Source organism: Mesorhizobium sp. BR1-1-3 (assembly GCF_020165455.1).
Classification (GTDB): domain Bacteria; phylum Pseudomonadota; class Alphaproteobacteria; order Rhizobiales; family Rhizobiaceae; genus Mesorhizobium; species Mesorhizobium ciceri.
Window position 1 is genome coordinate 31,818 of record NZ_JAIUIC010000019.1, and the last position, 25,253, is coordinate 57,070.

A 25,253-nucleotide genomic window follows, 5' to 3' on the forward strand; every position below is an offset into this window, starting at 1 on the left:
CGGGAATGTCGGATTTAAGCGATACTTCGCCAATCGCCGAACAGAGACCAAACGCGAGATCTACTGGAAAGGCAGCAGTAATTCTTCTAACAGATAAGAATTACTTTCTGCCGACATTTGCAGCGGCGTTATCGGCTGACGCAAATACGTTGATGGGCACCCCCATCTATCTGTTCGTCGTCGATGCGGAGGAGGCGTGGTTGCAGCAATTTGGGGTGGCTGTTTCCGGAACAAAAATCTCAATCAGAGCGGCTCGTTTCCCGCAGCTGGCCGAACTCTCCCTACTTCATCGCGACGTCGTCCCCCCCATCGCGCTGGCACGGCTATGGATTGGTTCACTGTTGGGAGAGGATGTCGAACGTTTTCTGTACATCGATGGCGACACCATGGTGGATGACGAGCTCGAGAGCTTATTGGCCATCTCGCCGCCCGAGTCCGGCCTGATGGCGGTGTCGGACTTCATGAGGATATACGTAGACGAACTAAGTTTTTCTAAGCGCAGAGACATTGTCTATCTCAGAAGTTTGGGATGCAGTGCGTCTTTTTATTTCAATTCCGGTGTCATATATACGTCGAAAAGCGCATGGAATTCTATCGCAGCGTCGGCGATTTGTTTTTTACGCGAGCATCCCGACTGCTGCATCGCATCCGACCAAAGCGCGCTCAATCACGCGGCGCGGGGAAACGTCAACTTACTGCCTTTGCGCTACAATTATCAGAGCGAATATATGATGGCGCTCGACCCACGTGAGCGAGGAATCAAGCCGACGATCTGGCACTTCGTTGGTGCCCCCAAACCCTGGGACGCACCAGGCTGGCCCTGGGATAATTATTTCAACAGGTTCTATCGCCAAGCAGAAGTATTGCTCGAAAACTGCCATGTTACACTTCCGGTCCCCCCAAAGGAGCAGGTCGTCGCGGGTCTCGCACACCGGCAACGCAACAGATTTCGCATGAAGTGGGTGTATCCTTGGAGGAGATTTACACGCAGGCAAAAGATCCTATCCTTGCTGTTACAGTGACACGTGTACAGTGACACGTGCGGGCATGCAAAAGTCGAACGGGCGACGCTTCTGTCCGGAGCTCTTGCCGACATCCCACGCGGATATCATGGCCGCTTGCCGCTGCCTGGCGGCGGCTCGGATGAAGCGTTGCGACACCCTTGCGACGGACGTTCCTCTCGCTGCCGTCTTGCGCGCGGGCTGGCCAAGAGAACCGTTCCCAACGCGCGATTAGGGCGGCGATTTCTCCCGAAATCATTGTGGGCCCCAACAGTCGAGCAGGCTAATGCCCGTACACCTAAAGGATAGTGCGCTCAACCTTGTCGCCGCCCTGTTACTCCCATTGCTCCGCTTGCCGGTCAGGCATTGTTTCCCGAAAAGGAAGGGCTGGTGCAATCGCGCCTGGATCGCCTGCGCAAGAGGGCCTGAAAACAGATGCAGATCTCTCCGGTTGGTCTCATCGTCTGCGCCGGAATTCTGCTGACGGCAATTTATTGCCGGGCGCCCTTAATCATAGGACTGCTCGCATCGTTAGCTTTCGGCTCTACAGCTCTGATGACGCTCAGCTCTCTTGGGGGGTCCTCGCCGCTTATCTACACTTTCTTCGGATTCCTTCTGCTGACGGGGGTCGCCGCCAAGAGGCGGATTTTGCAGGACCTCGGTGATGCATTCGGCAAGATCCGGCCCATGTGGGTACTCGTTAGCCTCATGTTTTATGCAGTGGCGGGCGCGTGGCTTTTCCCGCGTCTGTTTGCGGGACAGACTAGCGCTTTCGTCCAATCCAAGACACGCCACGGGGTCGTCATCGAGGCATCACTCGAGCCGGTCTCGTCCAACATCTCGCAAACCGGGTATTTCATTCTTGGCGGCCTCACCGCCATCGCCCTTTGCATCCTGCTTCTGAACAAGGACAGGATGGACGAGATCCGAAGGGGTTTTTTCATCTGGTGCATCTTCCATGTCGCCATGGGATTGATCGACCTGGTGGGCAAGCTCGCGGGAGCTGGGGATCTTCTCCTGATGATCCGGACTGCCAACTACGCGATGCTCACAGAGCAGGTCCAGTCAGGCTTCTTCCGCATTGCCGGAGCCTACTCCGAAGCATCGGCCTTCGGTGGCGTCTCCCTGGCATGCCTTTCATTCTGCTACGTCTACTGGCGCAAGACAGGCTCTCGGCTGGCCCGCTGGCTGTCCGCGGTACTGCTGGGCTTGTTGCTTCTTTGTACTTCGTCGACAGCATATGTCGGCTTGGCCGTGCTCAGCGTTCCCGTAGCATTTTCCCTAGGTCGTTCATTTCTGACCGGTCGCGTTACTGCTGACGAAATCCTGATTGTCGGGCTCGTATTGGCTGGGGTCTGCGCTGTAATGGCAATCATCCTCTATGACGAACGCATCGTCGATCCGATTATTGAGCTCGTCGACTCCACCCTTATCAATAAGGGGAGTTCGGACTCCGGCCATGAACGCGCGTATTGGAATATCAAGAGTCTTCAGTCCTTTGCCGACACCAGTGGCCTGGGCATCGGATTCGGCAGCTCGCGCGCTTCCAGCTGGCCGATTGCGGTGGTCTCGCAACTCGGCTTTGTAGGCAGCCTGATGATGGTAGTGCTTCTGGCTGTCCTTATCCGCGGGCTCGGCGAGCTCAAGACGTATGTCGACCGCGAAACGGATGCCGTGGTATCGTCCGTACGAGCCTGCGCCTTAGCCGGAATCGTTGCAGCTTCCATTTCGAGTGGGAGCGCGGACCCGGGCATCGTTTTCTTCATCGCTCTTGCCGTCATCGCCGCGACTAGAGTCCGCGCCCGCAGGAACAGCCATGCTGTCGCTAGGCAATCACCTGGACAGCACGAACCACCAAGATTGATCGACGATCCGGCTGTCTCCCAACCCGCGAACGTAGGCGGGCTGGCGGCGTCCCGCTCGCACGACCCAACTGACCGGGAATTCATTAGCCTGTTCGACATTATAAGTTTCCTGAAACTGTATGCTCGCTCAATCATGTGTTGCTTGGCGGCGGGTATCCTCGCGGCGGGAATCTACGTTGTCACCACTGACCGCATCTACAGGGCGAGCACTCAAATTCTTATCGAGTCGAACCTCTCCAAGCTCCTCCAGCACCACTCGGGTGAAGTGAACCTGTCGCTGGACAGGGCGCAGATCGAAAGTCGAATCGCGCTGATGAGATCGGAAAAGACCGCCATGATGGTTATAGACGAACTCAACCTGCGGGACGACGCGACCTTCAATCGGCCGCAAAACCCTACCTTGGCGGAACGGTTCGACAGGTTCAGAGCGTTCTTGTCGAAAATATTCAGCTTCCAAGGGACGGAGAATGCCCGCCCCTCCGAGTCGGTTGGCGAAGCAGTGCCGCCCCCCGACGCCGCTGACAGCACGACACCCGAGAGCGCAGACTTCAAGCGCAACCGCCGTACCATGCTGATTTTTCAGAACGGCCTCGACATCCGTCGGCTCGGTGGCTCGTACGCAATCGAAATCTCTTTCCGTTCCCATGATCCCGAATTGTCGGCAAAGATAGCAAACGCCACCGCAAATGCCCTCGTGCTCGAACAGCTGGGGACCAAGGGGGCGGAGGCTCACCAGGATGGCGCATGGCTCGACAAACGTCTGGGCGAACTGCGAAGCCAAATGAACAATGCCACGCAGATTGCACAGGCATTTCGCGCTCGGCACGACTACAGCGTCGCTAGACCAGCCAGCAAAGGAAAGACGAAATGGAACGCAAGCGAGGTCACGCAGAGGCCTTCGCTCGAGGAACTCGACCTGACAGCGGACATCTACCGCAAGATGTACCGCAATTTCCTGCAGGCGCACACCAGTTCTCTGAGCCAGGAGTCTTATCCGATTGCAGACCTCCGGATCATCACACCTGCCGCGCCGCCGCTGTCAGCCGGTCACCCGCGACCCGAGTTGGTGTTGGCTTTCGGCGCGCTGGTCGGCATCATGGTCGCTGTCGGCTTGGCTTTCATCCGCAACCTTTTGGACAGGACCATTCGTTCCTCGCAACAAGTCCGCGAGGAGCTCGGTCTGGAATGCCTGGGTGAGTTGCCGCTATTGGGCCGCAAAGGAAACAGCGGCCGGATGGATGAGGTGACAAGCTCTCCGTATTCGCCCTTCAGCCATAGCCTCAGGCGCGTCAAGACCGCGATCAGTCTAGTCGGGAGCGGCCATTCCATGAAATGGCTCGGCATTACGTCAACAGTGGAAGGGGAGGATAAATGCTCGACGGCAACCAACCTCGCTTCGCTCTATTCGATGTGTGGCCAGCGCGTACTGATCCTCGATGCGGACGCCCCCCATCCGGAGCTGACAAAGCTGCTGCTGGCGCGATCGCCTGCCGCTGGCGAGCACGCCGCGCACACCGCTGCGCCAAAAATAGTATCTGTGCCGAATCGGGAATTCGACATGCTTCTATGCTCGTCTTCTGACGCCTATGAACTCCTCGCTCAAGAGCCCGTGCGCAGCACCTTCAAAGGATTGGAGGCCTACAATATTGTCATCATAGTCCTTCCGTCGTTTACTTCTGGACCTGCAAAGTTGGCGGTCAGCCCAGGTCTGGATGGCATCATCGTGGTCGCCAGATGGGGCAGAACGTATATCCACGCGCTCAAGGAACTCGTTCGGTCGATGCAAGCGAGAAAGGCGCCGATAGCTGGCGTATTAATCACCGGAGCCCCGGTTCAGTCACGAAAGTATCTCGCTGCCTATGGATTGCCCTCGGTCAGGAGGCTTTTCCTCCGAAAGGCTACAACTCTTTTGACGCGCGGATCGGCAATGCGGATAGGAGCCTTATTCTTGGGGCGTATGAGTTAACCGCTGAGCGGTGGGTTACTCCTTTTGTCCTTCTTGCGGTCAAGGCCCGCTTGCGGGAAAAGTTCGTTGCCGAGCATTAGGCGTCGGGCCATCCGCATCGGGACGACGACATAGGGATGTTCCCCTGGCTCCTGTCGCCGGTTGGCGGGAAACGGGCCGACTATATGCCCCCTCCGCTCATGTGAAATGCGGGCCAAGCAGATGCCGAAATAGAACAAATGTCACATTCAATTGACCATAAAAGACGTATATTACGCTCCATTCATTTTGTCATAGTTTCACTTGTCGCCGTTTTAATATTCGCAGCAGTATTTTATGTTAATATGCCTCAGCCGTTAGACGGGGCAAAGAGTACCAAATTTTGGCACTCTTTTATGTGGCGAATACAACTTTATTCGCGCAAGGCGGTTGGCGGAGTTCCGGACTTGACATGGCTGGAACTGCTCCAGATGACGAACCCATCGAGCGGGTTCGTTTTGACTCCAACAGTGACGGAAGGGCGATCCCTGGATGCTGCAGTCATTAATCCTCATATCACTGCGGAGGACCGCGCCCGCGGCGCCGAAATATTTCGCAGGCGCTGCGTTGCCTGCCACGACGGATCCGGCGCGCGCGCTCCCCTGCTTGACGGATCACTCACACATGGCGACAGCGACCTGGCCATTTACAAGGTCTTACGCGATGGCATCGCGGGCACCCCCATGGGTTCCAATGCAGACTTGTCGTTCGGGGATCGTTGGAGGGTTGTAGGTTATATCAGGTCGCTACAGACAGAGGTTTCCGCCAGGAACGTAGACCGCGCGGCTCACCTCGATGTCCACGTGAGCGACGGCGACCTGCTGGCGGCGAATGCCGACCAATGGTTGACCTATTCGGGTTCCTTGGACGGTCGGCGTTATTCGCCGCTTGCCGAAATCACAAAGGAAAACGTGTCCCGACTGAAGGTCCGCTGGATTCATCAGTTCGACACTTCTGATCGAATTATGGAGGCAACGCCACTCGTCGTCGGCGAAACGTTGTTCACCACCGAGCCCCCAGCCAATATTTTTGCCTTCGACACTCGGTCGGGTAACGTCATCTGGAAATACGAAAGACCTGTCCCCGACAACCTGCCGATGTGCTGCGGACGGGTGAACAGAGGACTTGCTGTTTTAGGCAATACTCTCTTTTTGGGCACCTTGGATGGCATTTTGGTCGCCGTCGACGCCAACACCGGAAAGGTCGTTTGGGAAACCGAGGTGGCCAAAGGTTCCGAGGGCTTTACGCTCACCGGAGCGCCACTGGTCGTTAACAAGGCTGTGGTGGTTGGGGTTGCTGGCGGCGAATTTGGCGTTCGGGGATTTCTGGCCGCCTACGATGCGGCGAGCGGCCAACTGTTGTGGAAATTCTATACGATACCGGGCCCTGGCGAGGAGGGGCATGACACATGGGAGGGCCAAGGATGGCAATCCGGCGGCGGCCCAACATGGATCACGGGCAGCTACGATCCCTCGCTCGATCTTCTTTACTGGGGAGTGGGCAATCCAGCCCCTGACTATGCCGGCGAGACACGCCTCGGCGACAATCTCTTCACCAACAGCGTGATCGCGCTGCACGCGAATTCAGGCAAGCTGGCATGGCATTTTCAGTTTACGCCACATGACGAACATGACTGGGATTCCAACCAGACGCCGATCCTTGCCGAACTCAAGGTCCATGGCGTCGACCGGAAGGTGATTTGCTGGGCAAACAGGAATGGCTTCTACTATGTACTCGATAGGGTCACAGGGGAATTCCTCACGGGAGTGGCCTTCGTAGAGCAAAATTGGGCTGAGGGCCTCGACTCGGCAGGGCGGCCGATCATGTCGCGCGGCGTATCGGCCTCGGGACGCCTGACAAAGCCAGGGAGCGGGGGCACGAATTGGCAAAATCCGGCCTTTGACGCGAGCCATCGGCTGGTCTTCGTGCCCACGACCGAGGGGGCATCCATTTTTTCAAAGACCAGTGACAAGGAAGTCGAGCGGGGGCAGGGAGGGCTATATGTTGGGAGCGGAGCCGCGTGGGTTATCCCGCCCGTCCCGGCGGTGCGAGCGCTCGACGCAGCGACTGGTAAGAGGATATGGGAATTTCTCTCGCCCTCGGCAAAGGATATGGGCTACAGCGGCTTGCTTGCGACTGCCGGCGGCTTGGTGTTCGGCGCCTCCGGAGGAGTCCTGTTCGCGCTCGACTCCGCCACCGGACGTGAGCTATGGCGCGCGCGGCTTGGCGGGGAAACGAAAGCGGCTCCGATCTCGTTTATGGTGGACGGTCGGCAGGTCATTGCGATCGCCGCCGGTCGGGGACTGTTTGTCCTTGGATTGTGAGACCAGCCGGAGGCCATGCCTTGGCGTGCCGCAGCCTTGGTCGCTAATTGAAAAACCAAAATTCAGGCGACCTCTGAGCGCGACGCAAACCCCCAAAGGGACTAGGTGCGCACCACTCGAAAGAAGTAGGGGGCGGCAGGGCTTCGTCCAACGGGGCATCCTGATCGCCTATTGGCGTTCTCCCGCACTGTTTTCTGCACAAGTAGCCTCTATCATCATATCTGCTGGAGACGTGTGTGATGAAAGTCATGGTAACCGGCCATCAAGGCTATATCGGCTCGGTGATGGTGCCGATGCTGCTCCGCGCCGGGCATTCGGTGACGGGTTACGACAGCGATCTCTACCGCCGCTGCACCTTTGCTTCGGGTGGGGCGCAGGCGTCCGTTCCCTCGATCCAAAAGGACGTCAGGGATGTACATGCGCGCGACCTGGAAGGCTTTGACGCCGTCATCCACTTGGCGGCTCTTTCCAACGACCCGTTGTCTGATCTCGATCCGCAAATCACCTATGAGATCAACCACAAGGGCAGTGTTCGCTTCGCAAACGCCGCCAAGAAGGCGGGCGTGTCACGGTTCCTTCTTGCGTCATCGTGCAGCAATTACGGCCAGGCGGGAGAGGGAGTGGTTGACGAATCGGGCGAGTTGAACCCGGTCACGCCCTACGGCCGGTCAAAGGTGCTCTCGGAGCGGGATATTTCCGAATTGGCCGACAGCAGCTTCTCTCCAACCTATCTCCGGCCGGCAACAGCCTACGGCGTATCGCCCCGGCTCCGCTTCGATATTGTGCTCAACAATCTGGTAGCCTGGGCCGTCACTAAGGGCGTGATCCTGCTTAAATCCGACGGAACACCGTGGCGGCCGATCGTCCACATCGAGGACATCTCCAGGGCGTTCATCGCCGGACTGGAAGCGCCGCGCGAGATCATCCACAACGAGGCCTTCAACGTGGGACGGACGGACCACAACTACAAGATCCGCGACATAGCCGAGATTGTCGCCGAAGTCGTACCGGGCTGCCGGCTTGAATTCGCGTCGGATGCCGGACCCGACAAACGGTCTTATCGCGTCAACTTCGACAAGATCGCGCGCGCTCTTCCTGCCTTCAAGCCGCAATGGGATGCGCGCAAGGGCGCCGAGCAGCTTTACCGAGCCTACAGCGAGTCGAATGTCACACTCGAGGATTTCGAGGGACCGCGCTTCCAGCGCATCGGCCATATTAGGTATCTTTTGGCCAACGGGCTCCTGGACGAGCGGATGCGGGTCACCAAACCGTCGCGGCAGTTGGAGGCAGCGGCAGGCTAACCGGATGGAACACATAACTCTCGAAGGACTCGGCCGTCCCTCCTCTTCCATCGGCGTAGGCCAGGAAATCCATGCCCTGGCCGAACGTCTCTTTCCGATTTGCAGGAGCATCACCGGAGACGGGGTGCGGCAAACGCTGGACATCCTGTCCGAGCAGGTTGACCTGGACCGCCATGAGATTCCCACCGGCACGCAGCTATTCGACTGGACCGTTCCAAAAGAATGGAACATCCATTCGGCCAGCATCATAGGCCCGGACGGAAAGACGGTCGTGGATTTTGCCGACTCCAACCTGCACATTGTCAATTACAGCTTGCCCTTCAAGGGAATCCTGCCGCTCAACGAGTTGAAGTCTCATATCCATACGTTGCCGGAGCAGCCCCAATTGATCCCGTATCGCACCAGCTACTATGCTGCGACATGGGGTTTTTGCGTAGCCCACGAGCGCGTGGCCACGATGCCCGATGGTCTCTACCTGGTGGAGATCGATGCTGAACTGAAGGATGGCAGCCTAGCTTACGGCGAACACCTGCACCGCGGGCAGACCGAGCGGGAATTCCTTCTTTCGGCACATATCTGCCATCCATCACTGGCCAACGATAACTGTTCAGGCCTGGCCCTGCTCGCTACCTTCGCCAAGAGCCTGAAGGAAAGAAAAACACGATACAGCTATCGCTTCCTGTTCGCTCCGGGGACGATCGGTTCGATCGCCTGGCTGTCTCGCAACGAGGATCAGGCACGTCTCATTGACCATGGCCTGGTACTGTCGTGCCTGGGGGACGCGGGAAGTCCGTCATACAAGCGCAGCCGCCGTGGCGACGCCTTCATCGATCGCGCGATGGCTCATGTGCTGGGGCGGGAAGCCGGGGCAAAATTGATCGATTTCTCACCTTACGGCTATGACGAGCGGCAATATTGTTCGCCTGGCTTCGATCTTCCCGTCGGCATGTTCCAGCGCAGCGTTCACGGCACCTTCCCCGAATACCATACGTCGGCTGACAATCTCGACTTTATCAGGCCGGAGCACTTGGAAGATTCTTTCCGCATCCTCACGGAAGTTATTGACATCGTTGAAGGAGACTGGACCCCGTTGAACCTGTGCCCAAAGGGCGAACCGCAACTGGGCAAGCGTGGCCTCTACGCCGCTCTGGGTGGGCAGCCGTCTTCGGGAGCAACCTCGATGGCCTTGCTGTGGGTGCTCAACCTTGCCGACGGCCGCTATTCGCTTCTTTCGATGGCGGAGCGCTCGGGCTTGCCGTTCAGAGAGCTGGCCGCAGCGGCGAGGCTGCTCGCGGATCATGGCTTGTTGGCCGACGCGGCGCCATGAACGCCGTCCTGCACTTTTGTCAAATACAAATCACGTCTGTATGGCTCGATCTTATTAAGGGATCAGGAGAAAAAGTCGGGATTTGAAGCGTTCGTTCCAGAGCGACGCATCTATACTATCAGCATAGCCCGAAGCACATATGCGGGCCGCTGCTGCTAGCAAGTGGACGGGCCCGGACACCTGCATTCAATTCCGGTGTACGTCGACCCTCCACCATTTGGGCTCAAAGGAACAATGATGCTGAGTCTAGCCGTAGCAAACCGCAAGCTGGTCCCGGAGAAGAGATTAGGACGACACCTTCCGGTGAACTTTTAAGGACGGAGCCTTGGGCTAGGACACCTGCTTCTTCAGCAGCGGCCACGTCCTGTCCCTTTCCGACATCGCCGTCGGCATCAAAGGCCAGCCTATCGAAAAGACGGGGTCGTTGTAGCGGACGCCCGTCGACGCATGGGGCGTATAGAACTGCGATATGAGATACGACACTTCGGTAGCATCCGTAAGGGTCTGGAGCCCGTGGGCGAACCCGGCAGGTATGTAGACCTGCCTCATGTTCTGCGGCGTTAGCTCGAAGCCCAGCCAGTGGTAGCGTGTCGGCGAGTTCGGGCGGAGATCCACCACGACGTCGAAAATCGCCCCGTAGGTGCAGGAGACGAGTTTCACCTCGGCGTAAGGGTCGCTCTGGAAATGCAATCCCCGCAGTGTTCCCTTTTTGACCGAATGTGCGCGACTGTGCTGGACAAAGCGGGCCGCCAGCCCGCAATCGGCCATTTCCTTTTCACAGAACAGGCGCGTGAAGGAACCGCGATCATCAACCACGGACGTCGGCTCGATCAACCAGACGCCCTTCAGCACTGTTTCGGTGAATCGCATGCAAACTAAATCCCAGCAGCCGGGCAAGGACCGGCCGTACGATTGTCGGCACCGCCTGCCAGGGCAGGAAGAGCGACCTAAGCCTTAGCTGGCTTCTCCGATCGCAGTATGCCGGGCCAATCGCATTACCCCGTTGGGAGGTCGCTGCGCGGTCAATGCCATACCCTATCCCTTTAAGGATTAACGCACCAAACGTATTGGCAAATCGAACCCGGAGGGGACCCATCCTAACCTTGTTCGAAATGAGTCCTGCGGAGCGCGGGCGGGCAGGTCAGCCACCCAGCGTCTCCGTTTTTCAAAGGAGCGGGGACGGGATGAATATTCAGGCTGTTGAAATCGCTCGCGATCAAAACATGGCACGCCAGAATGTCAGTTGCAGGCTGTGCGGATCGCGCCTGCGGCACGGTCTGGTCGATCTGGGCATGTCGCCTCCTTGCGAGAGCTTCCTGCAGGCCGGCCAGCTTGACCAGGTGGAACTCTATTACCCGCTCAACGTCCTGGTCTGTGAGCGCTGCTATCTAGTGCAGCTGAAGGAGTATGTGAGCCCCGAGACCATATTCAGCGAATACGCTTACTTCTCTTCCTTCTCGACAAGCTGGGTCGCCCACTCGAAAGCATATTGCGGGGCAATCGCTAAGCGACTTGGGCTTGGCGCCCACAGTTTCGCGGTCGAACTCGCAAGCAATGACGGTTACCTGCTTCAGCACTTCCTGGCACTCGGCGTCCCAGTGCTTGGCATCGAGCCTGCGGCCAACGTTGCGCGCGCTGCGGTGGAAAAGGGCGTGCCCACGCGGGTGGACTTCTTCGGGGCGCGGCTGGCAGTTCAGATGGTGGCCGAAGGACTGCACGCCGACCTGATCATCGGCAACAATGTCTTGGCGCAGGTGCCCGACCTCAACGACTTCGTCGCGGGAATTAAGATCCTGCTCAAACCCGAGGGCGTGGTCACCCTCGAGTTTCCGCACGTCGAGCGGCTGATGATGGAGAACCAGTTCGACACAATCTACCACGAACATTTTTCCTATTTCTCGCTGCTGACGATCGAATTCATGGCGGCCCGGCACGGGCTGCGGCTGATCGACGTCGAGGAACTGCCCACTCATGGTGGCTCGCTGCGGGTCTATCTCGCCCACCAGTGCAGCGACCGGGCTGCGCTTGACAGTGTCGCCGAACTGCTCGATCGCGAAAAGAGGCATGGGCTGACGGAAATGACGACCTACGCCTCGTTCGGCTACAAGGCGCAGCGCGCAAAGCGCGATCTCCTCGCGTTCCTGATTGCGGCCAAGGAAGAGGGCAAGACTATTTGCGGTTACGGCGCGCCTGGCAAAGGCAACACGCTGCTCAACTACTGCGCCATTGGCACCGACTTCCTCGATTTCACGGTGGACCGCAATCCATACAAACATGGCCGCTACACGCCGGGTATGCACATCCCGGTCAAACCGATCGAGGCAATCGAGCAGGCCAAGCCAGACTACATCCTGATCCTTCCGTGGAACCTGAAGGACGAGATCATTCAGCAGATGCACCATGTCGCCGCTTGGAACGCGAAATTCGTGGTGCCAATTCCTTTCGTGACCGTGATCGACCCATCGGAGTTAAGAAAATGAAAGTCGTCCTTTTCTGCGGCGGCCGCGGGACCCGCATTCGCGACTATTCCGACAGCATACCGAAGCCGATGATACCGCTCGGCCAGCAGCCGATCCTGCGCCATGTGATGCAGTGGTACAGCGACTACGGGCACGATGAATTCGTCTTGTGTCTGGGCTACAAGGCCAATGTCATCAAAGAGTTCTTCCTCAATACCCGGCCGCAGACCTTTTGCGATTGCGTCGTCACGCATGGAGGACAGGACGTGAAGCTGCTGGGTGACACGATCAAGGACTGGAGCATTACCCTTCTCGATACGGGCATCTGGCGCAACATCGGAGAACGTCTCTGGGCAGCGAGAGACTACGTTAGGAACGAAAAGATGTTTCTGGCCAACTACTCCGATGGCCTGACCGATGTCGACCTTGACGATATGATCGCGAAATTCGAGGCCAGCAATAAGATCGGCTGCTTCCTCGCCGTGCGCGCGCCGCTGACATACCATTTGGCCGACATCGCTGAGGACGGTCGCGTGCGAGAATTCCGCACGACGGAGACGTCCGAGATCTGGATCAATGGGGGGTACTTCGTGTTCCGCCCCGAAATATTCGACTACATGCGTGACGGTGAGGAACTCGTTCTCGAACCTTTCAAGCGATTGATCGATGACAACATGCTGATGGCATACAAGCACGAAGGGTTCTGGCGTTCGATGGATACACTTCGCGACTGGCAGTCGCTTGAAGACATGGTCGAAAAAGGCGACATGCCCTGGAATATGAGGCTCACCGCCGGGAAGAATAGGCGCAATGTGGTGTTGGCCGCATCATGAGGGGGCTTGGCCTCGCACGTGGCGGAGAGGAACTCTCGATACTCTGCCTTGGAGCTCATTCCGACGACATTGAGATCGGCGCGGGCGGCATGATACTCAGTCTGATCGCGTCGGGGGTAAAGCTGCACGTCTTCTGGTGTGTCCTGAGCGCCGGCGACCAGCGCTCGGCCGAAGCCCGGGCTTCTGCCGAAGCCTTCCTCGAAGGATCATGCTCGTCCACTGTCGAGGTTGCGGATTTTGAGGACAGCTGTTTCCCCGCCCATAGCCGATCGATAAAGCAGCGGCTATTGGACGTAAGGTCAAGGACACGTCCGGACGTGGTGTTGACCCACGCCAAGTTCGATGCTCATCAGGATCATCGGGAGGTCAACCAACTGACCTGGAACGTCTTCCGCGATCATCTTGTGCTCGAATACGAGATTCCGAAATGGGATGGCGATCTTTGCCAACCCAACGCCTACATGCCGCTTACGGCTGACCTGCTGGAACGCAAGATCGGACTCCTTCACGAGCACTTCGGGTCGCAGCGCTCCAAGGACTGGTTCGATCGCGAGACATTCGTCGGCCTTGCACGGTTGCGCGGGATGGAATGCCGGGCACCCGAGCATTTTGCCGAGGCCTTCACGGTAAGGAAGGTCAAAATATTGTAGCGTTTCGCGCACATTTTCGCGAAAAAATGAACAGTGGATTATCGGATGAAACAGGTTGAACTGACTGTGCGATCTGTTAATTGATTCCCTGCCGCTGGGCTAAAACCCACAGAAAATCCTACGGCGTCCTTCCACCATTTCTTTTGAAGTGAAGGGATTTTTGTCAAAATGGGCAATGCGAACGTTGCGCCTGGATTTTTTTGCAGCGAAGCTCGAATAGGAACCGTCGAAGGGGGAGAGGCCGGGGTTCTGGTGTGGAAATCTGACCAGCTGGTCGCCGTCCTTACTCGGATTGACGAGGAAGCCTACAGCACGAAAGGCAAATGGTTCCTCGAGACAGGCTTTGGGCTGCTGAACGGGTTGCACAAGAACTTCGATACCATCGAGGAAGCCGTTCTGTGGGTGGGAAACCACACGTTCCCCGAGCTTGTTGCCACTGCAGATTGATCAGGCGGTTTCCGCAGGCCGTGCGAGCAATCGATGGCTTCGGCCAGTGTGCTGCACCTGTGCTCGCCGATGATAGCTTGCGGCTTGTTGTTCCCGCAACTGAGTAATCCTGTCTCATGACGCAAGGGAACATCGCAGGATTGCCGCGATGGTCGTAGGGGGTCGAGAGGATAAGAAGGCCTCAGAGACGTTAAGATGTCGCCGCGAGCCGGCTTTCGGTTTGCCCCGTGGCCGTTGCATTCGGGACTTGAAAGGTCTCTGAAGTCCCCTTTGCTTCAGCTCGGCTATCACTCATATTGAAACGGCGGAAGACAACCTGTGAGGGACGACCTACCAGGAAGCGGTTTGTTCCCGATTCCAGGGCCTGCGCATACACGGCCAGTGCACCGTCGACGGCCTCTATTGTCTTCATGACGGCGGCATCGTCATGCGTGTAGCTGACGACGAGAGACGGTGTAAGCACTCCACGCCTGATCGTCTCCTGCAGGAACAGCGAGCGATAGGCCTGCGAAGGCTTTCCGTCAGCGTCGAGCGTGGCAAATGCCAGGCAGCAGGGACGGCCGACGACCTTGAAGTGCCTGTCCACCCCATGACGACTGGCAGCCTCTGTAATCCCCTTCTTCAATTTCGTCCCCTGACAGTGCAGGTGTTCGATCACCGGTTCGTTTTGGTAAATCCGCATGTTTGCGATCGCCGCCGCCAGTGCGTGGGTCTCCGCGCCGTGTGTGGTCGACAGGAGAAACACCCTTGGGCGGTCCGTATGCTCGAGGCCGCCAAGGCGCATGTATTCGCGTTTGCCTGCGAGGGCCGAGACCGAAAACCCATTGCCAAGTGCTTTGCCGAAAGTCGACAAGTCCGGCTCTATACCATAGAGCTTCTGCGCACCGGCAGCGTGCCATCTGAACCCGGTGATCATCTCGTCGAATATAAGCAGGGCGCCCTTTTCCCTGCAGAGACGCTGGACTTCAGCGAGGAACCCGTCCACCGGATCGTCACCGCGGGAAGGCTCGAGGATAAGGGCTGCCAACCTGCCGGGGTGCCTGTCGAACAATTCTTTCACGCTAGCGATGTCGTTGTACCGGAAAGAAACGGTGAGCTTTCGGACCGCTTCCGGAATGCCGGCACTCATCGGTGTGGTTCCGATGAACCAATCGTCCGTCGAAAAGAACGGATGATCGGCGCAGCAGGCGACGAGATCGCGACCGGTATAAGCGCGAGCAAGGCGAACTGCCCCGGAGGTCGCGTCGGAGCCGTCCTTGCAGAACTTCACCATCTGCGCCCCGATAAGCTCCAGGAACGTCTCGGCGCAGTCGATTTCGATCCTGGCGGGCCGTGTAAAATTCGAGCCCCCTTGGAGGGTCCTCTCCACCGCTCGGACCACGGGCGGGTAGGCGTGCCCCAGCCCGACCGAACGATTGCCCATGCCGTATTCGATGTACTCGTTCCCGTCGACGTCCCAGACATGGCACCCCAAGCCACGTTCGATGAAGCCAGGCGCCAGGATTGGATACTGGTCCTCGCCTTTCGCGTAAGTGTGGCTACCGCCGGGGATCAGTTCGCGACCGCGTTCCTGCAGGCGGACGGATTTGCGAAAACGAAGGCTTTGCTCGGGCATGCCAACCACTCCATTCCGGCAGCAAGTCTACATGGTCGGCTCAGGATTACGCGTTCGCCATAAGGTCATCAGCTAGCACTTATGGTGGATAGCCAGGAACCGACGTTGCTGCCGCGCAATGGAACCGCTTTTGAGGGGCTACAGGACAGATCATCGCGACAATCCGGGCGGGTCGGAAGCACTCCGCGAATATCTATCTGCAGTACGCTGTCAGAGGGGTCCGGGGCAACGAAATGATCGACGGCCATTTGTCTCGCGTGGCGCCGGCAGTGCGGCAACGCGAAATCCATCGACCTTCGCTGAAATGTTCCGTTGACGAAAAAAAGACGACCCCCCTGGACTGAACCAGGACGGCCGTCTTGTTGATACGATTACTCTTGGCACAGAGGTCCTTCTGCGAAGAGATCGTTCACCTTGTAGGCGACCTCCGTGCGGTTGGTCGCCTTCAATTTCTTCATGATGTTTCGAATGTGAACCTTCACAGTGCTTTCGCGAAGGTTCAGTTCGTGGGCGATGATTTTGTTCGCCTTGCCGCGTCGCAGTGCCTGGGCGACCTCTGCCTGCCTGAGCGTGAACATGCCCGTCAAGGGCCGGGGGTCGCAGTTGCCTGATTTTATCAGGTGCCGCATCGAAAGGACACTACTGGCCGGAACGAAGATGCCTCCGGCTGCAGCCAAGTTGATTGCTTCGACACACACATCGATCCCGACCGAAGTCGGAATGTAGCCGCGTGCGCCGCATTCGAGAGCCGTCAGGACCTGTGCAAGATCTTCGGTGTCGGCCAGGATGACCACCGGGACGGTCTTGAACTCGGACGAAATGTGCTTGATTTCTTCTGCAATGCCATGATCCGTGACCTTCCGGCCGCCGAGGTTGAAGAGTATCGTTGAAAGGGGAGAAGCCGAACCCTTCCTTGTGCGCCATTCTTCGATCGAACCCATCGCGACGACCGCCATGCCCAGTTCATGGTCCTCAAGCGCCGATGCGAGACACTCGCGGTCTAAGGCTCTCCCGTCCAGCATGAGCAGGTATTGCTTACCTGCTTCTTGGTGGAGATTTTGTGTGCCGCTGGACGTAACTCTTGATTGATTTGTCGAACCGTAACTGTGCAGTCCTTCTGTAGAACCCATACCTATACTCACCCTTCCCCAACGAAGGTACCCTGTGGCGCGCGATAAGCGCCCCATTTTTTAGAATTGGAAGTTTTGGTACCCGACCCATTTTCCACGCTCAAGGCTGATTGCTAACCTCGAGCAACGTGGCTGCTGACATTGAAAGCAGCCTCGAGAGTGTAAGAGCTATTTATTAGTGTTCTCTAACATAAGTTAATTTTTTCGGTAAATTTTTACGTTGAGAAGACGGGCCTCCAAACCCGTTTGACCCGCGCGAGCGGCCCGAACTGAGGCGCATGCCCGTGCTGCGCCAGGCTATAGGTATCCTCGCTTACCGGGCACTGTGTCGTTTGCACGTGCTCTTGCGGTTAATTCGGCGGGTCTGTCTCATACGATAGGCGGTAGTTGGGTTTGCTCGCACCTCCTGACAACGCTGCATCATACCTCCAAAAGCTTCGTTGACGACGTATACGCCACGCTGAACACTGGATTTTGCCGGCGTCTGCTCGAGCGTACGCCGCCTGTCTGCGAACAAAATGCGGAGACAGGATAGGGGAGCCACCGCCGCCCAAAACCCCATGGCTCCCCTATCGCTCCGCATGGCGACCCACTTCCGAAATTTGATTTGGAACGGCAAGCGTGATCCACCTGCAGGGCATGGCCGACGTCGGCAGATGAAGCGGTTTATCGTGCCTTCGCCAGACAACGGCCCGGTCTCAGGCGGTCCCCAGGGGGTTGGCTTCACATAGCCGCTGAAAATCCAGAACCGTCCCGTCAGTCTGGATCTCGGCTTCGAATGCCTCGATCAGCCTTTTGGCGGCTTTGCTGGCAATGTGCGAATCGGGGTAAGTTGCCTCCACGACGCGCGCGCGCTCGTAGACTTCCCTGAATTGCCTGACCTGCTTGGGACCGAATACGCGATGTACAACCTGAGTGGTCATACCGCTTCTCCTCCTGGTGGCGGAACTTGAATTAAACTGCCCGTTGCCAAGCGCTCGCATGATTTCATCATCGACACAGGATTTGCAACTGAAAGCCCAACAAGCCTGCGCCGGTATTGTAAGATACCAATTTCCTTGGTCGAGGCGTTCTTTAGTAGCGTTCGCTCGATTGCGAGTTAGCCGTTTGCAGGAGGCAAGGCCGCATGGTGAAGATTGCCAGAACCGCTGACCAGCCTTCGTGAGGCCTCGCTCAAAACAAAAAAGCCAGGAGGCTTTTGCCTATCATCCCGATGCCGCCCAGGGATTACGCGAAGCTGGCGTCGTCATTGGCCAATCGGTGCTGATCGCGGTTAACATCGACTGGGAAGGAGGACGCCAGATTTCAGCGGTTACGGCATCGCTCGCCCCCCCGCCGCAAGCAATCCTCATAATGATGGGGTGGTTGGCGGGCTACAGAGGGGACCCCGTATCCTTCAGAAAAGAGGGGGCGACCAACGATTTCGGGTCGGGGGCGCCGGTCACCCGTAGCACGAGGCCCATGGTTGCTACTCGATGCTCAGGCCTGCCACACGATTCAATTTATGATCGTTCAAGGGGAACCAAAGAGTGCTTAGGCAGAGCGATATCCAATCGGCTGGGGGCTCAACGAAGGCCGGACGAAGCGACTGGCACTATAGGTCGCGGATTTACGATTTTGGTAATCGATGGAGGCCATCAGAGGGAAGGGGAGGCGGTGTTGGTCATCGAATGACACTACATCGCACCGAGCAAGTCGATGTGTTGAAAGCTTCGGCCCGCCTGCGTCGCGCCCAACAACGGAGGCTCGGTCGAAACGGAAAATAACCCATCCGCGCATCCGTTGATATGCAATGCAATCATACCGTCAAAAGGGCTAACTCCGAAATGCAGGAGGGAGAGAACCCACCGCCTTAATCATAATGGAGGAGCCGACACAATCGACATGGCTGTGGTATTTTGTCTGCCGGGTCACGCAAAGGAGCGGTGAGTGGAACAGGTCACGTCTTGCTGGGCCAGTCAGCTGGCGGAAGCACGCCTCAATGGTTTCGTGCCAATCCAACAACAGCGCTCAACGATGGCTGGACTTGAATCCGAGCGCGCCGAGAGGCATGCCAAGGCTTGTGGATTGAGACGGCTTCGGTCCTACGCCCAGTGGCTCGTGCCAGATGATCTGGCCGTGTTCAATGAAGAGATCGATTGTTCCGCAGTCTTCGGGCGGGACGGCAAGTTGCTTGGGAAGAGGCATCCATGGTCTCGGACGGACTAAGGGCTAACGCCGCACGAGCGGCCGAATTTCTGGAGGTGCTGGGCAATGCGCGGCGGCTGCACATTTTGAGCTTGCTGCTCGACTATGAATTGCCGGATCGCAAAATTCGCGAACGGCTTAATATTAGCCGGACAGCCTCGTGGCACCACATAGCCAAGCTCCGGGAAGTTGGGCTCGTAAAAATCCGCCGGGACGGCCGGAATGTATATTTTTCCTCTGAAAATCGAGCGGTACGCGATCTGCTTTGCAAATGGAATGTTATGGTTGCTGTCCAGCAGTCTGGGCAAGCGGCTCCGCTCGGTGGCGGTGCCTTGGCGGTGACATGCCAGGATCTTGTGCACTCGGCCCCCGGTCTGGAAAACCGAGTTTGTCAAAGCGTCAGCGATTCCCGGAGGGACGAGTGATCATCCCCAGGAATCTCGGTTAGACACCGTTGGATCGAGAAGATCACCCGCGCGATTGTTGCCACCCGCCGGTTTTCTCTGCGGCCTCAGCCCCCGGATCGCGAAACGGCTGACGCATACCCTGTGGATTGGCGAATGCCGCCGACTATGGTCGCGCTGACGACGCGCCCGATTGGACGTACTCCGACTTGCGCTATAAACACTCGGTATCCTGCTACTGCCTCAAGGCCGGCATTGAAAAAAATCCTGCCGTCAGTCAGTTGCCAGCGGGTAGGTCAGGTGCGGTGCCACCCCTTAAAATATAGACAGGTTTCTTCGCGTGGAGCCCCATCCATGATCTTTGGGCCGTTGCACGTTGTAAAGTTCCTCAATAGAAACAAAGCCGATCAAATGGGAAACTCGAAATATGCAGAATGACGCTGAAGCACCGCAGGTCCAGTTGTTGCAGCTCACCGCCGACATAGTGGCGGCATATGTCCAGAAGAACGCCATTCCGGCGGCCGGTCTTCCCGAATTGATCGCCAGCGTCAATTCTGCCTTGTCGGGATTGGGTCGGCCGGTGGAAGCGACGCCGCCCGCGTTTGTTCCGGCAGTCAATCCAAAAAAGTCCGTGTTTCCCGATTACATCATCAGCCTGGAGGACGGACGCAAGTTCAAGTCTATGAAGCGCCACCTTGGGTTGCTGGGAATGACACCCGACGAGTACAGAGCCAGGTGGGGGCTCGCCAAGGACTATCCCATGGTTGCACCGAGCTACGCGGCCCAGCGGTCAGCCCTCGCGAAATCCAGCGGACTCGGCCGCAAGCCAACTGCAAAAACGCCGTTGAGGAAAACACCAGCGAATCGGAAAGCTAAGGCCTAACAACAGGTGTCTATCAAAGGCGGCGGGGCAGACTGGATCACAATGCCAGCATCACAATATCGCTCGGCTCCAAAGGCCTGGATACAACATACCGTCCTCTGTTGAACGCGACCGTGAGCCTTTGATTGCCGGCAGCTACAATTAACTATGACCGTCTTGTAATCGATTCTGCCAGAAAAATTGCGTGGGCCTTCGAGTGGATCAGGCATCAGCAGCTCTGACGAAGGGCTGGCAACCGATGATGGTGAGACCACCCGACACTCATTGGGAAACCCCAGGGCGCAGCGTCCAATCTCATATGGTGCGAGGATGGCGGTAGGCTGCGGCGGCTGATCGGCCTCGCAGCTGTTCAGAGACAGGAAACTGCTCCATCCTTTTACCAGTTGCGCCGTTACGGCCGCAGCAATTCAGGGCGTGGTGCCTCCGCGCTCGGCATGTAGACAAGTTTCTTCACCAAGAGACGCATTCATGATCGGCGGGCGTGTTGCCGTCTCTCTTGGTACTTTCGATTTGTGCAAACAATCCATAATTACGATAAGACGTTTCACTATCTCCGTTTCGAGGTCCAATGTCTGAAGTGGACTGGCTGAGCCATCTCCTGCAAATCATCACCGTGACCGGCCAGCTCGAGGTCCGCTGCGCCTATGGTGCGCCCTGGCGCGTTGCCTGGAGCAAAGCTGCCGCGACCGAAATTCCCTACCACGTCATAGTCAAGGGCCGGGCCATTCTCGAGGATCCAGAGACGAGAACAGCGCGGGAGCTGCTTAGCGGAGATATTGTGCTGCTGCCTCACGGCGCGGCGCATGTACTGCACGACGGTAGCGGGCAAACACCAATTCCTACCCAGCAACGCCGGGGGTCAGCCGGATGGATGCTGAGCGAGAATGATGGCGAGGGCGAGCAACTGGATCTGCTGTGTGGGCGATTTTTTATCGCGCCACCCCATGATCGACTGATCCGCAACTACCTGCCCGCCAACCTGGTGACACGCGCTGTGGACAGCCATGGAGAAGACGGCATGGGGTCCGCATCCAACCAACTTGCCGGTCTTGTCGGGCTGATGCGGATGGAGTCCGCCGGTGACAGGGCGGGAGGGCGCGCCATTCTCAACGCGCTTTCCTCGGCTCTGTTCACACTGGTACTGCGCGAGGCGAGCCAATCCGGGAAAGCCCCCGAAGGCTTGTTGGCCCTGGCTGGCCATCCGCGGCTGGCACCAGCAATTGCGGCAATGTTCGCCGATGCGGCACGGCCTTGGAAACTGCCCGATCTGGCTGATTTGTGCGGGATGTCGCGCGCTACGTTCATGCGCCAGTTTCAGGACAAGCTGGGTCGCTCCGCCCTCGACTTGTTGACCGATCTGCGCATGAGTCTGGCCGCCAACGAGTTGAAGAAGCCAGCCATCAGCACCGAGGCCGTGGCCGAGACCGTCGGGTATCAATCCGTTTCGGCATTCCGGCATGTCTTCGCCGAAAGGATGGGGATGACGCCGGGGGAGTGGCGGCGACTGGTGCACAAGGGCGAGTAACGCGCACGGTCTGGGATCGCGAAGGCGCAGTTAGTTTGATCCTTTCGCGCATCATACTGAGCTGAATCAGTCTCGAAATAATCACTCGTCCTCGTAAATTGGGCTCCGCAATCACATGATAAGGGAGCCATCCAATGAACTGCATCGCCACCACCGGACCCGCAACCCGCGTAGCCGCCGAGATCTGCGGGGAGACCGGGAAGAGCGAAAACGCTTTCGCCACGAACGCCGTCATCGAAACGATCCTGAGCCGCAGTGCCGCCAAGTACTACGACCCTGCTGCCACGCTGAGCGACCACCAGATCCGCGACCTGGTGCGTATCGGCACGTCCGCGCCAACCTCCTTCCACCTGCAGAACTGGCGTTTCGTCGCCGTACGCTCGCCGGAAGCCAAGGCCCGGCTGCGTCCGATCGCCTGGAATCAGCCCGCGATCACCGACGCGGCCGTGACCTTCATCATCATCGGCCAGCTGGCCGATGCCAGCACCGTTCCAGCCCGCCTGGCGCCCGTGGTGAAAGCCGGCATCATGCCGGCGCACCTGGTGCCGGAGTGGGAAATCCCGCTCGCGGTCTGTATGACGATCAGCCGCAGCGCCAGCGCGACGAAGGCGTGCGTTCCGCGACCTTTGGCGCCGCGGCGATCATCTACACGGCCCGCTCGCTGGGCCTGGGTTCGACGCCGATGATTGGTTTCGACGCTGAAGCCGTGCACCGCGAGTTCGGCCTGGCCGCAGACGAAGTGCCGGTCATGCTGTTGACCGTCGGACCGGAGCGAGCTGGCAACTGGCCGCAGAAGCCGCGCATGCCGGTGGCCGATGTGCTGGACTTCGCATAACGAAAATCCTGGAATCGCGGGCGCGCGAGAGCTCCGAGGAACCCAGGCAGGGACCTCAAGGTCGTCGTGGAGGACGCGAAGCCGACGCGTGAAAGCTCGAAAGAGCTGCCACGCCCGCTAATTACCCCAACACAAATGTCTGAGGAGACAATTCCCATGAAAGCGATCGTAGTGACGGACCAGGCTGCAGGAGAGGCCGGGATGAAGCTGGTACAGCGGCCCGAGCCGCGGGCGGCAATAAACGATGTTGTTGTGGAGGTTCATGCGGCGGGATTCGTCAACACCGAACTGGAGTGGCCTTCGACCTGGGCTGATCGAACCTTTCGTGACCGGACGCCATCGATCCTCGGCCATGAGCTGGCCGGTGTGGTCACTGCGCTTGGCTACGGCACTACCGGGCTGTCAATCGGCCAGCGCGTATTCGGCCTCGCAGACTGGCATCGCGATGGCACGCTCGCCGAGCATGTCGCCATGGAAGCTCGCAATCTCGCGCCGCTGCCCGGCGACGTTGACTTCACGGTGGGTGCGAGCCTGCCGATCTCCGGCCTGACCGCGTGGCAGGGGCTGTTCCAGCATGGCCGCCTACAGGCGGGGCAAAGCGTGCTCGCGCATGGTGCGGCCGGTGCCGTCGGTTCGATGGTGACGCAGCTTGCAAGGGAGGCCGGGGCTTACGTCATCGGCACCGGACGCACTGCAGACCGCCAGAAGGCGCTCGACTTCGGCGCGAATGAGTTCGTCGATCTCGACAACGACAAACTGGAGGAGGTTGGCGGCGTCGACCTGGTGTTCGACGTCATCGGCGGCGATATCCAGAAGCGGTCCGCGGCCCTGATCCGGGCCGGAGGAACGCTTGTGACAGTCGTTGGACCGACGGATATTCGACCTGCAGATGGCCTGGCGATTGACTTCGTCGTCGAGGCTGATCGCGGCCAGCTATCCGAGATAATTCAGCGAGTGCGGGACGGAACACTGCGGACGAACATCGGCAAAGTCGCGGCCCTCGACGATGCCGTTGCAACTTTCAACTCGAAAGAGCGACGTTCGGGAAAGACGATCATCCGCGTTCGGCCGTGAGGACTCGGGGGAGAGAGGGCAGTTCCTCTTTCTCCTTGAAAGCCTAAGGTCCGCGGCAGATGCCGCAGCGTCAGATGTGATTGCATCTTGGGAGTTCGAGTTCGCTGGCCTCTGCCTGCAGCAATCCCGGTAGCTGGCGAGATTTTGATCCAATACTGCGTTGTTTGTTGAATCTGAAGCCTGGAGGCAAAGACCCAGGCTTGGCGGCGAGAGACGATTAAACATTGATCGATAGCTTTAGACCTTGCTTTGCCGTCGCGTGGTATATGCGCGTAGGCTAATGTCCGTCGGGAGTAGAAACATGCTGAGAATTGTTGGGCGGTTCGCGCGTTCCCATGACGGTTCGATGGCCCCGTTGTTTGTTTTCATGCTGGCGCCCATCATCACCGCCATCGGGTTCTCGGTCGACTATACCAGGGCGGTCCAGACCCGGTCCAACGAGCAGCAGGCGCTGGATGCCGCGGTCCTATTGATCACCGGTATGGACACAACCTCAACGTTGGCGCAGCGCCAGACTATGCTGCAGAATACCTTCATCGCCAACCATGGCCTGGGTACCCCGACACTGAACAGCTTTGTGGTTTCCGCCAATGGCACCGCCACCGCGCAGGCCATGGCAAGTTACTCCATGCCCACCGTGTTCATGCAGATCGCCAGGATCAACACGGTGCCGGTCGCCGTTGGGTCGGCGGCGAGCAAGACGCCGGCCCTGGTGCAGACTACCTTCAAGGTTTCCAAGGTGTCGGGCTGGTGGAACAAGACGATGACGCTCTACGGCACGACATTTGGAGCGACGGTGGCCAAGCCGCTGATGTCGATCGAGTATACCTATAACGGCTTCGGTGATCCGAAAGGCTACGGCACAACGAATGTGTACACAATCACCAACAACGGCGGGGCCGACATCAAGACGCTTGTCCAGTCGCAAGTTTGCACCACCGCCAGCGTGAGCACCTTCACGGGTCTGACTGCAGACGCGATACTCCAGACCAGCGGCACCAAGAAATATTCAACCACTTGCCTCAACACCATGTACCCAGCCAACAGCGCCGGCGCGTCGATCGACGTCAGCCAGATGGCTGGCCTCTCCCTGCAGATGTACGTGCCATCGGGCAACCCGAAGTACCTAAAGTCGGATGATCCGACCACCTCCAACCGACTCTACAGCGGCGTGGACGCGAACAACCTGACCGAGACCCCGACTGGGCAGAAGGTCGACATCTTCACCATCGTGCCTTGTGGTGTAACCAGCTATCAAGCCTGGGAGGACGGCGGCACAACCGTGCCGACGCCGTCTTCAAATGCCGACTTCTTCTACAGCGTCACCGGCAAGTGCGACTTCAACAAGCGCCCCTCGATAACGGCCCTGACACAGTAGGAGGTGCATCTCTTGCCTTTGGAAAGCGGCA

At 58.2% G+C, this 25,253-nt stretch carries 18 protein-coding genes and 1 pseudogene; 15 read left to right on the forward strand and 4 right to left on the reverse strand.

Features of this window, described 5'->3' with window-relative positions; genetic code table 11:
• The first annotated feature begins 5 nt into the window (after positions 1–5).
• The 5 genes from LB559_RS30285 (at position 6) to LB559_RS30305 (ending at position 9,802) form a co-directional block, all read left to right on the forward strand.
• A complete protein-coding gene (locus LB559_RS30285) occupies positions 6–1,022 on the forward strand; it encodes a glycosyltransferase family 8 protein (RefSeq protein ID WP_224675694.1) in 1,017 nt (338 codons plus the stop codon).
• A 414-nt stretch (positions 1,023–1,436) separates the two neighbouring features.
• Complete coding sequence (locus LB559_RS30290) at positions 1,437–4,832, forward strand: GumC family protein (protein ID WP_224675695.1); 3,396 nt, start codon at positions 1,437–1,439, stop codon at positions 4,830–4,832.
• Between the two features lie 425 nt (positions 4,833–5,257).
• Complete coding sequence (locus LB559_RS30295; RefSeq protein WP_224675696.1) at positions 5,258–7,174, forward strand: PQQ-binding-like beta-propeller repeat protein; 1,917 nt, start codon at positions 5,258–5,260, stop codon at positions 7,172–7,174.
• A gap of 239 nt (positions 7,175–7,413) precedes the next feature.
• Entirely contained in the window at positions 7,414–8,475 is a 1,062-nt protein-coding gene (locus tag LB559_RS30300; RefSeq protein WP_224675697.1) for an NAD-dependent epimerase/dehydratase family protein, read from the forward strand.
• Positions 8,476–8,479: 4 nt separating this feature from the next.
• Positions 8,480–9,802, forward strand: a complete 1,323-nt coding sequence (locus tag LB559_RS30305) for a DUF4910 domain-containing protein (protein WP_224675698.1) — start codon at positions 8,480–8,482, stop codon at positions 9,800–9,802.
• A 330-nt stretch (positions 9,803–10,132) separates the two neighbouring features.
• Here the strand turns inward: LB559_RS30305 and rfbC are convergent, their stop codons facing one another.
• The gene (gene rfbC, locus LB559_RS30310; RefSeq protein ID WP_224675699.1) at positions 10,133–10,672 is read right to left on the reverse strand and encodes a dTDP-4-dehydrorhamnose 3,5-epimerase; all 540 of its coding nucleotides are present in this window, start codon (positions 10,670–10,672) and stop codon (positions 10,133–10,135) included.
• Between the two features lie 314 nt (positions 10,673–10,986).
• On the opposite strand from rfbC, the gene LB559_RS30315 reads away from it, so the two are divergent.
• From LB559_RS30315 to LB559_RS30330, 4 genes are all read left to right on the forward strand, one after another.
• Positions 10,987–12,282: a class I SAM-dependent methyltransferase gene (locus tag LB559_RS30315; protein WP_224675700.1), complete on the forward strand. Its 1,296-nt coding sequence runs from the start codon at positions 10,987–10,989 to the stop codon at positions 12,280–12,282.
• On the forward strand, positions 12,279–13,094 hold the full coding sequence (locus LB559_RS30320) for a sugar phosphate nucleotidyltransferase (protein WP_224675701.1): 816 nt from the start codon (positions 12,279–12,281) through the stop codon (positions 13,092–13,094). Before LB559_RS30315 ends, LB559_RS30320 begins: the two co-directional genes overlap by 4 nt.
• Complete coding sequence (locus LB559_RS30325) at positions 13,091–13,744, forward strand: PIG-L deacetylase family protein (protein WP_224675702.1); 654 nt, start codon at positions 13,091–13,093, stop codon at positions 13,742–13,744. Before LB559_RS30320 ends, LB559_RS30325 begins: the two co-directional genes overlap by 4 nt.
• A gap of 168 nt (positions 13,745–13,912) precedes the next feature.
• Positions 13,913–14,191: a hypothetical protein gene (locus tag LB559_RS30330; protein WP_224675703.1), complete on the forward strand. Its 279-nt coding sequence runs from the start codon at positions 13,913–13,915 to the stop codon at positions 14,189–14,191.
• Positions 14,192–14,381: 190 nt separating this feature from the next.
• On the opposite strand, the gene LB559_RS30335 is transcribed toward LB559_RS30330, so the two are convergent.
• From LB559_RS30335 to LB559_RS30345, 3 genes are all read right to left on the reverse strand, one after another.
• The gene (locus tag LB559_RS30335; RefSeq protein ID WP_224675704.1) at positions 14,382–15,806 is read right to left on the reverse strand and encodes a glutamate-1-semialdehyde 2,1-aminomutase; all 1,425 of its coding nucleotides are present in this window, start codon (positions 15,804–15,806) and stop codon (positions 14,382–14,384) included.
• A 371-nt stretch (positions 15,807–16,177) separates the two neighbouring features.
• Positions 16,178–16,936, reverse strand: coding sequence for a LuxR C-terminal-related transcriptional regulator (locus tag LB559_RS30340; RefSeq protein ID WP_411970134.1), 759 nt, complete (start codon positions 16,934–16,936; stop codon positions 16,178–16,180).
• Between the two features lie 698 nt (positions 16,937–17,634).
• The gene (locus tag LB559_RS30345; protein ID WP_224675705.1) at positions 17,635–17,859 is read right to left on the reverse strand and encodes a hypothetical protein; all 225 of its coding nucleotides are present in this window, start codon (positions 17,857–17,859) and stop codon (positions 17,635–17,637) included.
• A gap of 1,266 nt (positions 17,860–19,125) precedes the next feature.
• Between LB559_RS30345 and LB559_RS33200 the strand changes: the two genes are divergently transcribed.
• The 6 genes and pseudogenes from LB559_RS33200 (at position 19,126) to LB559_RS30375 (ending at position 25,222) form a co-directional block, all read left to right on the forward strand.
• Positions 19,126–19,548 carry an ArsR/SmtB family transcription factor gene (locus tag LB559_RS33200; RefSeq protein WP_224675706.1) on the forward strand — a complete coding sequence of 141 codons (423 nt, stop codon included), beginning with the start codon at positions 19,126–19,128 and terminating at the stop codon, positions 19,546–19,548.
• Positions 19,549–19,954: 406 nt separating this feature from the next.
• On the forward strand, positions 19,955–20,410 hold the full coding sequence (locus LB559_RS30355; RefSeq protein WP_027163549.1) for a MucR family transcriptional regulator: 456 nt from the start codon (positions 19,955–19,957) through the stop codon (positions 20,408–20,410).
• A 568-nt stretch (positions 20,411–20,978) separates the two neighbouring features.
• Positions 20,979–21,935: an AraC family transcriptional regulator gene (locus LB559_RS30360; RefSeq protein WP_224675707.1), complete on the forward strand. Its 957-nt coding sequence runs from the start codon at positions 20,979–20,981 to the stop codon at positions 21,933–21,935.
• A 134-nt stretch (positions 21,936–22,069) separates the two neighbouring features.
• Positions 22,070–22,770, forward strand: a pseudogene (locus LB559_RS30365) (nitroreductase family protein).
• A gap of 156 nt (positions 22,771–22,926) precedes the next feature.
• Entirely contained in the window at positions 22,927–23,844 is a 918-nt protein-coding gene (locus LB559_RS30370) for an NADP-dependent oxidoreductase (protein ID WP_224675708.1), read from the forward strand.
• A gap of 301 nt (positions 23,845–24,145) precedes the next feature.
• Entirely contained in the window at positions 24,146–25,222 is a 1,077-nt protein-coding gene (locus LB559_RS30375) for a TadE/TadG family type IV pilus assembly protein (RefSeq protein ID WP_224675709.1), read from the forward strand.
• Positions 25,223–25,253: the final 31 nt, after the last annotated feature.

Coding starts and splice junctions, on each gene's coding strand:
- LB559_RS30330 (WP_224675703.1), top strand. CDS start 13,913: ATGGGCAATGCGAACGTTGCGCCTGGATTTTTTTGCAGCGAAGCTCGA.
- LB559_RS33200 (WP_224675706.1), top strand. CDS start 19,126: ATGGTCTCGGACGGACTAAGGGCTAACGCCGCACGAGCGGCCGAATTT.
- rfbC (WP_224675699.1), bottom strand. CDS start 10,672: ATGCGATTCACCGAAACAGTGCTGAAGGGCGTCTGGTTGATCGAGCCG.
- LB559_RS30315 (WP_224675700.1), top strand. CDS start 10,987: ATGAATATTCAGGCTGTTGAAATCGCTCGCGATCAAAACATGGCACGC.
- LB559_RS30335 (WP_224675704.1), bottom strand. CDS start 15,806: ATGCCCGAGCAAAGCCTTCGTTTTCGCAAATCCGTCCGCCTGCAGGAA.
- LB559_RS30305 (WP_224675698.1), top strand. CDS start 8,480: ATGGAACACATAACTCTCGAAGGACTCGGCCGTCCCTCCTCTTCCATC.
- LB559_RS30320 (WP_224675701.1), top strand. CDS start 12,279: ATGAAAGTCGTCCTTTTCTGCGGCGGCCGCGGGACCCGCATTCGCGAC.
- LB559_RS30290 (WP_224675695.1), top strand. CDS start 1,437: ATGCAGATCTCTCCGGTTGGTCTCATCGTCTGCGCCGGAATTCTGCTG.
- LB559_RS30355 (WP_027163549.1), top strand. CDS start 19,955: ATGCAGAATGACGCTGAAGCACCGCAGGTCCAGTTGTTGCAGCTCACC.
- LB559_RS30300 (WP_224675697.1), top strand. CDS start 7,414: ATGAAAGTCATGGTAACCGGCCATCAAGGCTATATCGGCTCGGTGATG.
- LB559_RS30340 (WP_411970134.1), bottom strand. CDS start 16,936: ATGGGTTCTACAGAAGGACTGCACAGTTACGGTTCGACAAATCAATCA.
- LB559_RS30370 (WP_224675708.1), top strand. CDS start 22,927: ATGAAAGCGATCGTAGTGACGGACCAGGCTGCAGGAGAGGCCGGGATG.
- LB559_RS30325 (WP_224675702.1), top strand. CDS start 13,091: ATGAGGGGGCTTGGCCTCGCACGTGGCGGAGAGGAACTCTCGATACTC.
- LB559_RS30360 (WP_224675707.1), top strand. CDS start 20,979: ATGTCTGAAGTGGACTGGCTGAGCCATCTCCTGCAAATCATCACCGTG.
- LB559_RS30285 (WP_224675694.1), top strand. CDS start 6: ATGTCGGATTTAAGCGATACTTCGCCAATCGCCGAACAGAGACCAAAC.
- LB559_RS30375 (WP_224675709.1), top strand. CDS start 24,146: ATGCTGAGAATTGTTGGGCGGTTCGCGCGTTCCCATGACGGTTCGATG.
- LB559_RS30345 (WP_224675705.1), bottom strand. CDS start 17,859: ATGACCACTCAGGTTGTACATCGCGTATTCGGTCCCAAGCAGGTCAGG.